The sequence below is a fragment of the Pedobacter sp. AC212 genome, assembly GCF_979258625.1.
Genome location: NZ_OZ409870.1, coordinates 1,125,533 through 1,140,595, shown reverse-complemented (window position 1 = coordinate 1,140,595; position 15,063 = coordinate 1,125,533). Strand labels below are relative to the sequence as shown.

General features: G+C 36.5%; 13 protein-coding genes and 2 tRNA genes. 3 read left to right on the top strand and 12 right to left on the bottom strand.

The annotated features are described in order from the left end of the window. Positions 1-42: 42 nt before the first annotated feature. From ACZZZC_RS04925 to ACZZZC_RS04905, 5 genes are all read right to left on the bottom strand, one after another. Positions 43-705: a GDSL-type esterase/lipase family protein gene (locus tag ACZZZC_RS04925; RefSeq protein ID WP_463485084.1), complete on the bottom strand. Its 663-nt coding sequence runs from the start codon at positions 703-705 to the stop codon at positions 43-45. Between the two features lie 92 nt (positions 706-797). Then, positions 798-1,163: a hypothetical protein gene (locus ACZZZC_RS04920; RefSeq protein WP_463485083.1), complete on the bottom strand. Its 366-nt coding sequence runs from the start codon at positions 1,161-1,163 to the stop codon at positions 798-800. 111 nt (positions 1,164-1,274) lie between these two features. Further along, a complete protein-coding gene (locus ACZZZC_RS04915; protein WP_463485082.1) occupies positions 1,275-3,722 on the bottom strand; it encodes an outer membrane beta-barrel protein in 2,448 nt (815 codons plus the stop codon). A gap of 45 nt (positions 3,723-3,767) precedes the next feature. Then, positions 3,768-5,504, bottom strand: a complete 1,737-nt coding sequence (locus ACZZZC_RS04910; RefSeq protein ID WP_463486666.1) for a PspC domain-containing protein — start codon at positions 5,502-5,504, stop codon at positions 3,768-3,770. A 14-nt stretch (positions 5,505-5,518) separates the two neighbouring features. Then, positions 5,519-5,854, bottom strand: a complete 336-nt coding sequence (locus ACZZZC_RS04905; RefSeq protein WP_056848457.1) for a PadR family transcriptional regulator — start codon at positions 5,852-5,854, stop codon at positions 5,519-5,521. A gap of 502 nt (positions 5,855-6,356) precedes the next feature. Between ACZZZC_RS04905 and ACZZZC_RS04900 the strand changes: the two genes are divergently transcribed. Together ACZZZC_RS04900 and ACZZZC_RS04895 are read left to right on the top strand one after the other, a co-directional pair. Continuing rightward, on the top strand, positions 6,357-7,790 hold the full coding sequence (locus ACZZZC_RS04900; RefSeq protein WP_056848456.1) for an amino acid permease: 1,434 nt from the start codon (positions 6,357-6,359) through the stop codon (positions 7,788-7,790). A 191-nt stretch (positions 7,791-7,981) separates the two neighbouring features. Continuing rightward, on the top strand, positions 7,982-8,146 hold the full coding sequence (locus ACZZZC_RS04895) for a hypothetical protein (RefSeq protein WP_463485080.1): 165 nt from the start codon (positions 7,982-7,984) through the stop codon (positions 8,144-8,146). A 13-nt stretch (positions 8,147-8,159) separates the two neighbouring features. Here ACZZZC_RS04895 and ACZZZC_RS04890 read toward each other — a convergent pair whose 3' ends face one another. From ACZZZC_RS04890 to recO, 7 genes are all read right to left on the bottom strand, one after another. Next, positions 8,160-9,113 (bottom strand): NAD(P)/FAD-dependent oxidoreductase, encoded by a 954-nt coding sequence (locus ACZZZC_RS04890; protein ID WP_463486665.1) that lies wholly within the window; start codon positions 9,111-9,113, stop codon positions 8,160-8,162. A gap of 10 nt (positions 9,114-9,123) precedes the next feature. Then, positions 9,124-9,750, bottom strand: coding sequence for a class I SAM-dependent methyltransferase (locus ACZZZC_RS04885; RefSeq protein ID WP_463485078.1), 627 nt, complete (start codon positions 9,748-9,750; stop codon positions 9,124-9,126). A gap of 21 nt (positions 9,751-9,771) precedes the next feature. Beyond that, complete coding sequence (locus ACZZZC_RS04880) at positions 9,772-10,683, bottom strand: UbiA prenyltransferase family protein (RefSeq protein WP_463485077.1); 912 nt, start codon at positions 10,681-10,683, stop codon at positions 9,772-9,774. Between the two features lie 104 nt (positions 10,684-10,787). Continuing rightward, complete coding sequence (locus ACZZZC_RS04875; RefSeq protein ID WP_463485076.1) at positions 10,788-11,063, bottom strand: GIY-YIG nuclease family protein; 276 nt, start codon at positions 11,061-11,063, stop codon at positions 10,788-10,790. A gap of 182 nt (positions 11,064-11,245) precedes the next feature. After that, positions 11,246-11,320 (bottom strand) — tRNA-Val (locus ACZZZC_RS04870). A 49-nt stretch (positions 11,321-11,369) separates the two neighbouring features. After that, positions 11,370-11,444 (bottom strand) — tRNA-Val (locus tag ACZZZC_RS04865). A 407-nt stretch (positions 11,445-11,851) separates the two neighbouring features. Further along, a complete protein-coding gene (gene recO / locus ACZZZC_RS04860; RefSeq protein ID WP_463486664.1) occupies positions 11,852-12,577 on the bottom strand; it encodes a DNA repair protein RecO in 726 nt (241 codons plus the stop codon). 121 nt (positions 12,578-12,698) lie between these two features. Between recO and ACZZZC_RS04855 the strand changes: the two genes are divergently transcribed. Next, the gene (locus ACZZZC_RS04855) at positions 12,699-15,050 is read left to right on the top strand and encodes an efflux RND transporter permease subunit (protein WP_463486663.1); all 2,352 of its coding nucleotides are present in this window, start codon (positions 12,699-12,701) and stop codon (positions 15,048-15,050) included. Positions 15,051-15,063: the final 13 nt, after the last annotated feature.

The window sequence follows — 15,063 nt, the reverse complement described above, 5'->3', positions numbered from 1 at the left end:
TCTGATTTTTAAGATGTTTTCAAATGTACGAATTTGAACCGTCTATCTTTTTATCAAATGCTTTTCAACAGCCTTTTTCCAAATGGCGTAACCCGCAGCATTCATGTGCAACATATCGCCCACAAACAATTCAGGACGGTTTTCCCCATCCCTGGTAAGCATTAAAGGATAGATATCTACATATTTGGCATCAACCTGTTCGCTTATAAATTTTTTGATCAGTGTATTGGAAGCAACGGCCTTTTCTCTAAATTTATCTCTACTCGGACTTGGTTTTATCGAGATATAAACGATGGGCACGTTTGGCAATTTGGCTCTGATGGAGTTAAATAATTTTATGGTTCTGTTGAGTACGCTATCTGCAGTAGTTTTGGGGTCTGGAAGATCATTTTCACCAACATACAATACAATTTGGCGTGGATGGTAAGGGAAAACGATATCGTTTAAATAGTAAGTAATGTCGTTGGTTACTGCGCCGCCAATACCACGGTTCAAAGCGTTGTATTTTGCAAAAACCTGTGTTAAATCATCCCATTTTCTAATTGATGAACTGCCTACAAACAAAACCGGGTTAACCGGCGGTTGAAACATTTTATCGTACTTTTTAATTGTCTGTACATCATCCCAAAATGGAGGCTTCGATTGGCTGAACGCAGTAAGTAAAACCAGTTGTGAGAGCAGTAGTGTAAAAAATATTTTTTTCATATCAATCGTCATTGTTCAATTGCACAATATAACAATCATCAAATGAAATTTATATAAAAAGACTGTGACTGACTGGCCACGTGATTAATTAGCTATTTCTTGGTCATTATTTCCTGGATTCCTTCTGTCAGCTTTTTAACTTTCACATACCCAGCCATAGAGGTATTTCTTTTATCGAAGTTAATTTCGAGCCATCCAGAGTTAGCTTTTAAATTGAATTTATCCTCTCCATTCAAATTCACTAACAAATCGATATTTTGCTCGAGTGGTAGTTTATTGTTTAATGCACTGTCTAAATATTCGTTTAATTGGCGGGTTTTAGCTTCATCAAATTTTGCTGTAAACTTAAATCCTGTATTGGTATCTACAGTTTTCAGGGATAAATTTCCGTCCTTCGTTTTGCAGCCTAAGCTAAAAGATGCCAATAAAATTGAAGTAATGTATAATAATATTTTCATGTTGATTTGTTTTAATTACTGATTAATAATTGTTCAATTGCTAATCCAGGCAAGACTCAAGACTGTGGACTTTCTACTTTGGGCTCCAAACTCTCAACTCCAAGCTCCAATCTAAGAACCAGCTCTGTTTTTAATATCCTCGGTAGCCGTATTTCTTGATCTGGCCGACTTCACATTTTGGTTTCCGAAACCATAGCTAATGCTAAAATTCGCTCTTCTGCTGGTGTAACGATTGGTAACGGTCATGTTTACATTCTGATAAATCAAGCTGCCTGCCCAGTAATTCGTCAGAAATATATCGTCCATATTTAATCTAAGCTTAAGTTTTTTATTGAGCATGCTTTTCTGAATCCCAGCGTTAAAGGCATATTGCGTAACTGTGGTTCGCTCTACACCAGAAACACGCGGCGTATTTAACCAAAAATTAATTTCTATGCTGAAGTTTTGGGGTAATGTAAAAGAACTGGAGCTGTATAAATTTACTGCTGCCTGGCCTGCGCTGTATGCTCCGCCTTCTAGATTGCCATCTTCAAATTTGCTATAATAAACGCTGGCGTTATTTTGCATGTTCCACCATTTAGCAATCTTAATCGGTACATATACACCAGCAGAAAAATTCTGGAAACGACCTAAGTTTTGCCTGATCACACTGATCACCCTGGTTTCATCATTTTGCTGACTAATTTGGGTAATCATATCTCGTGTATCTGAGTAACCCAATGTTAAGGAAGCTTCCTTATAGCTATAATTAATTTCGAAGCTATTTGTAAATTGTGGTTTCAAATATGGATTTCCCTGATCCAAAGCTAATGGGTCCATATAAAAAACAAATGGGTTGAGCTGTTGATAATTAGGACGATCTACCCTGCGGCTGTAGGAATAACGAATATTATGCTTTTCGCTGATTTTTTGGTTAACAAATGCAGTAGGAAACAAGGAAAGGTAATTTCTGTCAACCTCTTTATTATCCGTAATCGAATTTCCGTTCGAGTGTGTATGTTCGGCTCTTAAACCAAGCTGAATTTGCCATACCTTCCACTCTTTAGAGAAGTTGGCATAAGCTGCATTGATATTTTCTTTGTAAACGAAATTGTTCGATTTCCCTAAATCATTTTGCCAAACGCCTGATGAAAATTGTTCAGATAAAAAATCATTATTGGTTACCACATAACTACTTTTCAAGCCAGTTTCAATTTTCATTGTTTTAGAAAGTGGAAGCGTTAAGTCAGTTTTAGCGGCGTAAACATTAATTTTTGCATCAGTAGTATTACGCAAAGTTGTTTTATTGTCCGAGTTTCCACTGGCATTTAAATAGTTAGCCAAAAAGTTCTCTTCCTTTTCATTGCTAAAGCCTGAGTAATCTGCATCGAAAGTTAAGCTCTTCCCATTTTTATCGAAATCGTGCTTAATATTAAAATTTGCCGTTAAATTGCTGGCTGGCGAAGTAGAATAAGCATCTTGCAGAATAGCACTTAAAGTGGATATTCCATTTTGCATTGCATTGATATTTGTATTACTAAAATTGGTAAGCTTGGTTTTAACCGTATTGGCATCCAGCATTACGCCGAAAACAGTTTTCTCTGATGCATAATAATCCGTACCCAATTTGCCTTGAAAACCTAAACCCTTATTCTTGCGATCGAAATTTTGAGTGAGCGAACTGGCCAAACCATTGGCTAAAGTGGTACGATTTAAGAATATATTATTGAAGTTGGATTTTCTGGCCATGGCGCCGTTGCCAAAAACATTCCATTTTCCTTGCCTATGATTTAAATTCAAATTCACTCCGGCACGGTATAAATCAGTTGGCGAATTGGGCATTAATGCTTGTCCGCCATTAAAAGAAATTGTTCCGTTTGTACCATAAGCTTTGTTTCTCTTTAGTTTGATGTTAATAATTCCTGCGTTTCCGGCAGCATCATACTTTGATGAAGGATTGGTGATCAATTCTATGGTAGAGATTTGTTCCGCACTCATATTGCTCAACAATGCGGTAACATCTGCCCCTGATAAGAAATTGGTTTTTCCATCTATCATAATCAAAACTCCCGAATTATTGTTGAGCTTAATTTGTTCACTTTGCCTATCAATTTGCACGCCTGGTGCTTTCTCCAAAACGTCCAGGGCTGTCCCGTCAGTTGCGGTGATACTATTTTCTACGTTTAAAACTGTTTTATCAATTTGATGCTCAATAAATGGTTTTTTACCTGAAATACTTACTTCTTTCAATTGCTTGGTTAAACCTTCCAATTTAATACTGGGCATTTTTAGATCAGCTGTTAATAAAATTCGATCCGTTTTTAAACTTTTATAGCCTACAATAGAAACTGACAAAAGATAACTTCCACTCCTTAACTGGGTGATTTCGTAATCTCCATCTTGATTGCTGGAAATGCTTTTTACCACACTTGTATCTGCAAAGTTCATTACTCTAATGATGGCAAAAGGTAAAGCTGTCTCTTTTTCATCAACAATTTTCCCTGTTATTATATAGAAATTTTGGGCAAAGGAAACCCCACACACCATTAGGCATGCCATTAGCACTAGTAACTTTTTCATGATTTTTTCTTAATGCCTTTTGAGGCGATTTGAAACGCTGATGGTTTAATTATTGTTTAGGCCAAGCTCTTCTTTAACTTCTTTGATCCTGTTCGATATTGAATCTTGATAAAGGCTATCTGCAGTTCTATCTTTCTGCGCAAATTCCAGATCGATCAGTTCCTTCTTCAACTTTTTATTTTTTATAGCTTCCTCTTTCAATTGTGCAACACATTTCAAACCATCTTCGGTCATCTTCCATGTGCTGTAATCGTTTTTATCATTTTCAATTTCGCCACAATCCCAGGTTCCATAATTGTTTAAGTATCGGTAAGTATCTTCTTTTAGAATCACCTTTGTACCCACCGGAATCTCTAGTTTTAGTCGAACCTCTTGGTTTCTCCAAATGGTTCCTTTTCTTAATTGAAAACGAGGATTGAAAACAAGATTAGAGTCTTTTAAAACATATTTATAATCGATATTCTGCGCATTTTGTAAAGCACTTTGAAAAGTTTTCCCTTGAGATTCATATTTCTGCGTTAAGCGGGTAGCCAACGTTGCACTTTTTTCAATATCAATACGGATGTTATTTGGCATTACAAAAGGTCCGTTCTCAAAATCTTCGGTAACAATTTGTCTTCTTTGGTTTGCATCAATACGGTAAGTCACACTATCTTCCTTACTAAAATATTTGCTTCTATCAATATCAATTATATAGGTTTTATAAGATTTTAAATCGGCAGTTTGCGCCAATTCTGCATGCTGTTTAAATTCTGAAGAAATTTTAGCTGCGTGGTAACCAGCCATTGCTACACCAACCAGCCAAATAATTAACAAAGCGAAAGAAAGTGTTTTATTAATAGCCTGTTTGTTAAAAGCCACACGGATAGAAAACAATACCAAAGCTAAAATGGGTACAAAAAATACGATAAAAGCGCTAAATAAGATTACGCCTCTATTGCTTTCATCTACAATAGAGAATGGAAAATATTCGTATACACTCGAATCCCAAAATCCTTGAAATGCGGCAAAACCTACAATTAACGATAGCAAGAATACGACTCCAAATAGTACAATAAAACCTGCTACAACCTTAAAAATAATTTTTCCTGTTCCAGAAATAAATCGCCCAAACCAATCGAAAAATTCACCGATAAAAATGCCAATTTGTCCAAATATCGACCCGGTGTGCTTACCAGCAATTGCTAAATCTTGTTTAACGGCTAGCAATTCCTCATCCAAATTCTTTTGAAAACCTTGCAAGTTGGCTGGTTCGCCTTTCATTTCCATACGCTCGATACGTGATTTTGCTTTTGGCATAATAATCCAAAGGATTGCATAAATCAAAAAGCCTGCGCCACCTAAAAACAATGTAAGCAAAGCCGCTACACGAATCCATTTTGCGTCGGTATTTACATAGTGCGCAATACCTGCACACACCCCTGCAATCACCCGTTCATCCATATCGCGGTATAACTTTTTCTCAGCCTGAAACTGATAATTGGTATTCGCAACCGGCTCTTCGTCGTTTTCTTCTACCGTATCAAAATCCTGTACACGACCCATTTGGGTAATCACTGCATTTACATCAACCGAGCTAACCACTTGTTTTTTCTGTTCTTCCAATTGCTCTGTTAATAACTCTGCAATTCGATTTTCGATATCCGTTACAATTTCTAAATCGTCAGCGTGGTTAACGAAATGTTGCTTCACTTCGTTTAAATAAACCTTTAAGAGTTCGTAGGCACTTTCTTCAATATGAATAATCGTATTCCCAATATTTATGATGATGGTCTTTTCCATTTCTTTTTTACTATTTATGAATTGGCTCCTTTTTGTGAAACACCTACAGCATAAGCCAACTCTTGCCAGGTTTGATCTAATTGTGATAAAATATCCTTACCAACTTGGGTTAAGGTATAATATTTACGGGGCGGGCCTGAGGTAGATTCTACCCAGTTGTAGCTTAACAAACCATTGTTTTTAAGCCTGGTTAATAATGGATATAATGTGCCCTCAACTACCAATAGTTTTGCCGTCCTTAATTCGGCAATAATATCCGAAGCGTAAATTTCGCCACGTGAGATGATTGATAAAACACAGTATTCCAGAATTCCCTTCCGCATTTGTGTTTGCGTATTTTCTGCTATCATAATACAAAGATATATGTTTTATATTGTACTATGCAATACATAGTACTAAAATAAATATAAATATAAATTTAATTAGTTGATTTAAAGCACTTTAATTTTTTTTAATAATTTATAAGTTTTTAATATTGATGTGAAATCACTAAATTTTATGGAAAGCAATGACAGTAATTCTTCGGTTTTAGCAGTCCCGCTATCCTTATAGTCCCAATTTTGGAAGAAAAACTGGGAGCTATTTGGCTCTATCGGGTTTAGTTTGGTTAGGTTCGTGCAAGAAAAGCCGATACAACTTCATCAAAAAAACCTAGCATCAAAAATCTTCTCTGCAATAATAAGTCGTCATTTCCATTACGGTAGAAATCTTAAATCGATCATTCTTTCTACAATATTTCATTTACAACTAAACCAAGGCTGTCTATCAAATCCAATAATAAAGACAAACAATCACTATAAACAAGGTAGATTTAATATATTTTAATAATTTTGTGGCATATTAACTTTGTTCATGAAAAAATCTATTGCCAGCATTGTTGCAGAGGCAAACGAAAGTGGAGAGGGCTCACTTAAAAGAACCTTAGGTCCGATTAACTTAATACTTATAGGCGTAGGTCTAACACTTGGTGCCGGACTATTTTCTATTACAGGTTTGGCAGCAGCCAATCATTCTGGTCCGGCGGTTACCCTTTCTTTTGTAATTGCAGCTTTAGGTTGTGGTTTTGCAGCTTTGTGTTATGCAGAGTTTGCGTCTATGATACCTGTTGCCGGTAGCGCCTACACCTACTCTTATGCTACGATGGGCGAGCTTTTTGCCTGGATTATTGGCTGGGATTTAGTGCTCGAATATTCAGTTGGTTGTGCAACGGTAGCCATTAGCTGGTCTCAATATTTAACCCGCTTTTTGGGCAGTTTAGGAATTTATTTGCCGCCACAGCTTACCCTCTCGCCTTTCGAGACGGCTAAACTTGCCGATGGATCTACGGTTAATGGAATTATAAATATCCCTGCTGCACTAGTGGTGGTTTTAATGACTGCAATTTTGATCAGAGGTACCAAAGGATCGGCAATTGTAAATGGAATCATCGTATTTTTAAAGGTGGGCGTGGTTTTGGTTTTCATTGCGTTAGGCTGGCAATATATCGATCCTGCAAATTATCATCCATACATCCCAGAAAATACAGGCACTTTTGGGCAATTTGGATGGAGCGGAATTTTACGAGGGGCAGGATTGGTTTTCTTCGTTTTTATTGGCTTTGATGCAGTAGCAGCTTCGGCCCAAGAAACTAAAAACCCAGGAAGAGATTTACCGATAGGCATTATTGGTTCGCTGTTAGTCTGTACAGTTTTATTTGGTTTATTCGGACATGTAATGACAGGCTTAGCCAACTACAAGGAATTTGCCAACAGTGGCGCACCAGTGGCCATAGCCATCGAAAAAACACCTTATGGCTGGTTAAGTCAGGCGATAATATTGGCGATTTTAATCGGTTACACTTCGGTTATTCTAATTGATTTAATGGCGCAATCGCGGATGTTTTATTCCATTAGTAAAGATGGTTTGTTACCCAAAATGTTTTCTGATGTTCACTCGAAATTTAAAACCCCGTGGAAATCAAACATCATTTTATGTATTTTCATATCCCTTTTCGCCGCATTTGTACCGATGAATGTGGTGGGCGAAATGACAAGTATCGGAACATTGCTTGCATTTTTGATGGTTTGTGTAGGTATTCTAATCTTACGGAAAACTGATCCGGAAGCGAAACGCCCTTTTAGGGTTCCTTTGGTACCACTAATTCCTATTTTAGGTATTTTAACATGCGTAGCGATGATGATATTTTTACCCGCCGACACCTGGATTCGGCTTATCGTTTGGTTAGGAATTGGTTTAGCTATTTATTTCTTTTACGGAAAAAAGCATAGCAAAATACGGGCAAAATAACACACAACCTAATTATGGTTTGTTGCTTTTTATCTACAATTGTAATTGATTGTAAAACAATATCTTGACAATTCGCAGCTAAAATCGGAAGTAGCTAACAAATAATAAGAAGTTATCCACAATTTATTAAAATATATAAATCGTGGCTTAGGATTTGAAATAGAAAAAATACCTATTTAAAATATTTTCCTATGATACTTAAATTAGACACTTCCGTTTTTAAACTCAGCAGACATAAAGCTGAAACCATTGAAAAAGTGGCAACTCCGCTAACAAAACAACAGTGGGTTACTGCCGACAGAATAGTAATGGCAGCCATGTTTATTTTTACAGCTCTTGGTGCTATTTTATTCTAGTTTCTGATGATTCTTAAAAATCTTCAGCAATCAATTCTTTATTTATCATTACAGCAGCCAAAGTTCCACTTGCTGTTATTACAGAAAGCGACCTAAACAAGGTTGTACAATCTCCTGCGGCATAAACACCCTTAACAGTTGTTTGCTGTTGCTCATCAATTTTTACTGTTTTCAGTTCTGTTAGCTCAAAGCCCAATTGTTGATCAAAATTTATATGCTGATCCACCTCTGGCCTCATATAGATGGCTTTCAATTTCAGCTCATTCCCGTTTTTAAACCTTACAGTTTCTAAGATTCCATCAGTATGTTCCAATTCGTCAATTTCATCTTCAACAATTTTAATTGATTTTGACAGTAGCTTATCGGTTTGCTCAAGAGTCAACGCTGATTTTCCATTGGTTAATATGGTGAGGTCTTTATTCCAAAGGTTTAAATTTTTTGCCATTTCAAAAGCATGATCTCCATTCATGAATAAGCCTATTTTTTCATCTTTAACTTCAAAACCATGGCAATATGGGCAATGAATAACCGAAATTGCCCAGCATTCTTTTAAACCTGTAATATCAGGTAAGTTATCTTTTAAACCGGTTGCCAAAAGTAATTTCCGGGCAGTAAAACGATTACCGTTCTTAAGTTCAATCTGAAACACATTCTCAATTTTTTTAGCTACCAACACCTCCCCATCTAAAAATTCTACGGTTGGATATTTAAGGACTTCAGCCTTAGCTATCGAACTGATTTGAGCAGGAGTTTGCCCATCGTGGGTAAGAAAATTATGTGAATGCGGCGTCTGTTTATTGCAAGGTTTGCCACCATCAATTACCAAAACCTTTCTGGTTGCCCGTCCTAAAGTAAGTGCAGCCGACAAGCCTGCATAACTACCTCCGATAATAATTACATCATAATCCATATCTTTTATTTTGATCAAAAATGAAAATAAATAAACATAAATGCAATATTGTTGCATTAAATATTTGTCATTTTTTATAAACCATAGCTTTAATAAAATGGCCGTAGTAAAAGCGTTGTTCGATTATCTCATATTGGTGGTTTTCAAAATAGGTATTCATATCTACTAGTTTCTTTGCCTCCACATTGCTAATTACACTAAAAAACGTATACATCGTTTTTAGAAAAAGTTGCTGCCACCATTTGCCATTAGTGGATTGAGTTACAAAGTCGGCCATCAGCCATAAGCCGTTATCCTTAATAGCTGAATTCAGTTTTCTAAAAACTTCACTGCATCTTTCTGGCGAAAAATTATCGAATAAAAATGGGGTCATGATGACATCGAAATATCCATCGGCACTAAACTCTTCAACGCCAGAATGCACAAATACCACATCGTTATCGCCACATTTTCTAGCTTTGGAAAGCGTGATCATTTCTGAAGATATCTCGACATAGGTAATTTTCAAACCTGATTGCTGGCGTTTTGCTATTTCTTCTAAAATCCATCCAGTGCCGCCGCCAACAATTAAAAGCCTACTATTTGGGGTAATATATTTGAGCTGATTTATTTGAGCCTTGACCTGTGATTTTCCAAATACCAGCCGGCTTAAGAAATCGTAATATTTTGCAATTCTATCGTAGTTATTGATCATTGTAATTGGCTACAAAAATAATTAATGCACAAATTGCATTCCCAATATGCCGCAAAGTGCTTTGATTAAAATTAATCCATCTATCACCATTAAATAGTAAAGAATATTTTTACGCTTGTGCATAGAATATGCCACATAAATGGTTAGCAAAAATGGAAAAACGTTGCACAGCACCTGAGGAAGGCCAAAATCTTTGTAACTGGCAAAAACTCCAAGAGAAATTAAGCCAACCAACAATAGGGGAATTAAAATACTAAAAATCGTTTTACGCAAGCCGTAACGCACCACAAAAGTTCTTAAATGCTTATTGGCATCGGTAGGATAATCTTTGATATCAAATATAATGGCGTTAACAGTACAAAACATCCAATTTTTAACGAAAAGCCAAGTCCATAGCACAGAATCATGATAATCAATACCAGTTTCTATTTTGAGCATAATGAGCGGGAGCACATTTGCACAACACGCCCAAACAAATCCAATAACAAATGCCTTTAACCAACCAGTGTTTCGAAGATTAAATTGCAAAAAAGACTTTGGCAATAGGCCATAATAGAGTGCAGCAGCCACCACAACAGTTATAATAGCGGCCCAATAGATCGCCGGAAGTGTTAAAAAATGTTGTGAATTTTGATAAAGTAAATTTACCGCCAAAATAACGCAGAGTACAAAAAGCAATAACTGACTGATATTGATTAGTTTTTTGTGTTCAAAGTACCACTGTGTTCTTGGGTTTGTAGTTGACGGTTGAGTGGAAACTTTATTATAAGCATATGTATAATAAATAGTTGGAGCTAGAAATAATAGCAGATAATAATTTAATGAATTAAAGGGCAGCCTCAATTGAAAAGTGGCTTCCAATGTTAACGCTACAGCAAGAATGCCGACGAAATAGTTTCCGAAAAAGATAAAGCGGATTATTTTAGTTGACATCAGCTTTCATTTTGCATGTGGCAATTTCGGATATAATATTGACTTAAAATATAAAATCCATAAAAAAAGCCTCTCAGTTTCCTGAAAGGCTTAGTGATGGTTTCTTAAATTCCAGATTGATCTAATTGCCTTAATTCAGTTGAAAAAATTAATTTTTCTATCAGCTTTTTGCTTTTCCAAGATTTAATTTGCTTTTCCATCTTAAAGGCATCGCTCTTGAAATTGAAACTTCGCGTCCAAACAATCTTCCAGTCACCTGTGTGACCAGTAAAACCAGAGTGATTTGAATTATGTGTTTTTAATCTAGATTCGATATTACTAGTTGAGCCAACATAGTATTTATCACGAATTTTCGAATACAATATATATGTTGAGAACATTTTTAAAGGTATGCAAAATCTCAACTAATCAAAAAAGCCTCTCAGTTTCCTGAAAGGCTTAGTGTGGGAAATGAGGGGTTCGAACCCCCGACCTTCCCGAATGATAATGTCGGGATGCTCTGAACCAGCTTACCCAGTTTCATTAAATAAAAAAGCCTCTCAGTTTCCTGAAAGGCTTAGTGTGGGAAATGAGGGGTTCGAACCCCCGACCCCCTCGGTGTAAACGAGGTGCTCTGAACCAGCTGAGCTAATTTCCCTTTGAAAAAAGGCTTTATTATTAATCTTTCAAATCCTTGAAAGTAGGTGTGGGAAATGAGGGGTTCGAACCCCCGACCCCCTCGGTGTAAACGAGGTGCTCTGAACCAGCTGAGCTAATTTCCCTTTATTTCAATTTGTCAACCTTTGTAGTCCCCGACCCTCCCGACTGATAACGTCGGGATGCTCTGAACCAGCTGAGCTAATTTCCCTTTATTTCAATTTGTCAACCTTTGTAGTCCCCGACCCTCCCGACTGATAATGTCGGGATGCTCTGAACCAGCTGAGCTAATTTCCCTTTATTTCAATTTGTCAACCTTTGTAGTCCCCGACCCTCCCGACTGATAACGTCGGGATGCTCTGAACCAGCTGAGCTAATTTCCCTTTATTTCAATTTGTCAACCTTTGTAGTCCCCGACCCTCCCGACTGATCACGTCGGGATGCTCTGAACCAGCTGAGCTAATTTCCCTTTCCTTTTGGGAATGCAAATATAGTGCTATAATATTGTTTCGCAAATCTTTTTTATTTTTTTTCAGCTCAACAAAGTTTCTAATATTTTATGCGATTGTACTTCGCCAAAAGAGGAAGTATGTAAGGTATAGAAAACCAATATCTTATCCAACAGAAACCGCCGCTGATTGTTGTTCATCTTGATTTCCGAAATTTTTTCTAGCGAGGTTTCGAATAATAAAACAAACCCTAGTGCGTCTTCTAACTGAAGATAATTTGCATGAATGGGCACCCTAGAAACGAACTCCCCTTCCTGTAAATCAAAATAAAGCTGATCATTTCTCCGCTTTGCATTTGGCGAAAAGCCTAAAAACCGGGTTAATTTCAAAAGAAAGGACAAGTGAAAATTTGGATTTATTTCTTCAGCTTCATCAAACCAGGCTATAGCGTTAAAAATATAATCAAACAAGTTTTCATCAGCCGATTGCTGTCGGATACTCTTGTAAAGCACTTCATTTAGAAATATAACAATGCTGGTTTTAATAATATCATAAGGAATACTTTTAAAAACGGGTGTCTGCCTCACTTCAGAAACCCGTTGAATATTGGTGTTTGCCTTATGATAGACAACCATATCAAGCAAATGAAGTGATTGCAACATATTCATTTTAACCTTAGCTTTAGGCTTTTTAACACCGTTTATAAGATAAGATTGCATACCAAATTTATCAGTTAGCACTTGTACAATTACACTACTTTCGCTGTAATTGGTCGTCTTTAAAACTATGCCCCTCACTTTATGCAACATGCTGCCCAAACATTTTTTTCAAAAGTATGTTATTTGTGCAAAATAAATTGAGCAAAAAAACACTCCAATTTGTAAATAAGATTAGTTTTGCCCTTATCATTAAAATTAAACTAGATAACACATGTGGGTTAAGCTATCAAGGTTTATTCTTCAGAACCGTATTGCAATCATAATATTTTTCGTATTGGGTACAGTTTTTATGGCCTATCAAGCCAAAAATGTAAAACTTTCCTATACGGGAAGCAAAATTTTGCCTGTTACTGATAGCGCATTTATAAAATACAATAACTTCAAAAAAACTTTCGGAGAAGACGGAAGTGTAATGGTGGTTGGGATCCAATCGCCCAACATATTTAAGAAAGATGTTTACAATCACTGGGTTCAACTCTCCAATGAAATCCAGAAATTAAAAGGTATAAAAGCAGTTTTATCTTCCGGACGGATATTCCAATTAGAGAAAGATACCGTTGAGCAAAAGTTTGTTTTAAAAGCTATTCCAAATGGGGCGGTGAAAACCGATTCGGAAATGGACTCGATAAAAAAGGCATTGTTTAATACGCCATTTTTTGAAGGATTGGTTTATAATAAACAGAATGCCACCTTAATGGCAATTACCTTTGATACTAAAATATTAAACTCTGCTGAACGAAACCCCATTTTAAAACAGATTGAAGAAAAAGCTAAAGCTTTTGAATCAAAAACTAAAATTCAGGTACACATTTCGGGATTGCCTTACATCCGTACCGCCGTTAGCAAATTGGTTAGTAATGAGTTTGTTTTGTTTTTGGGCCTATCGATTTTAGTATCTGCCATTATTCTACTGATTTTTTTCAGGAAATTCTACGCTGTTTTCTTCCCGATTCTGGTGGTAGTAATGGGCGTAATTTGGAGCATTGGTACTTTGGTATTATTCGGCTTTGAGTTAACGATTTTAACAGGATTAATTCCGCCGCTGATTGTAATTATCGGCATACCAAACAGTATTTTGCTGCTTAACAAGTATCAAAACGAATTAAGAAAAGGTGTTTCGAAAGAACAGGCATTAAGCGTTACCATTGAAAGGATCGCAGTTACCACACTCATTGCCAATATTACTGCCGCCATTGGTTTTGGCGTGTTATACTTTACAGGAAGCGAATTACTGATGCAGTTTGGTAGCGTTGCATCGATAAATGTAATGATTACCTGGTTGATGTGTCTATGCCTAATTCCGATTATTTTCAGCTATTTGCCAGCGCCTAAACTGAAAGCCCAAAACCATGTTGAAGAAGGTTTTCTACATAAATTACTGGTTAAAACAGATTTGGTTGTTCAACATAAAAGCAGCTTAATTTATATCGGCACGATTGTAATCTCCATTATTGCTATTATAGGAGTGATGAAAATTAATGTGAATGGATATGTTGTAGATGACTTACCGAAAAGCTCAACAATTTTAAGGGATTTAAAATTCTTTGAGAAAAATTTTGAGGGGATTTTGCCACTTGAAGTGAGCGTAGACACCAAGAAAAAGAATGGTGTTTTCAACCTGACGAATTTGAAAAGAATGGAAAAAATGGAGAAGATGATTGCTGCCTATCCAGAATTTTCGCGTTCGATTTCAGTTAATATGGGGCTAAAATATGCTACACAAGCTTTTTACAACAACGATACTGCATTTTTCCGTTTGCCGGATAATATGGAGAAAAACTTTATTCTCGCATACATTGCCAGCGGAGGAAAAGGAAACGCAAGCTTATTAACCAACTTCGTGAGCAAAGGCAATCAAAGTACAAGGATTAGTTTTCAGATGGCAGATGTGGGGTCCAAACGTTTAGATGCAATAATGGCTGAACTAAAACCACGTATTGATAGCATTTTACCTCCCGATAAGTTTGATGTGGAATTAACGGGTTCGAGCATTATCTTTTCTAAGGGAACGGATTACATGTTGAAACATTTATTTGAAAGCATTGGCCTGGCAATTGTCTTAATCTCACTTTTACGTCTGGCGCAATTCAAAAGCGTGGGCATTATGTTTATTTCCTTGCTACCGAATATCGTTCCATTGATTATTACCGCGGGAATTATGGGCTATTTTGGGATTTCCCTTAAACCCTCAACCATTTTAATTTTCACCATTGCTTTTGGATTGGCATCAGATCAAACCATATATTTCCTAACCCGTTACCAGCAAGAACTAAACTTGACTAACTATTCTGTTCCGAAAGTAATTACCGATACAATTACTGAAACTGGGGTAAGCATGACACATATTGCGTTGATTCTGTTCTTCGGTTTCGGCATTTTTACGGCCTCCACCTTTGGCGGCACTGTAATTTTAGGGTTACTACTTTCGATAACATTATTTGTAGCCTTGATTTTTAACTTAACCCTATTACCTGCCTTGGTGTTGTGGCTGGATAAAAAGAAAGTTAGAAAAGTGATTTCTGATGAAGAATCGGCGAAAAATGCTGGTGAGTTTGATCACTAGGAAATTTCAAACC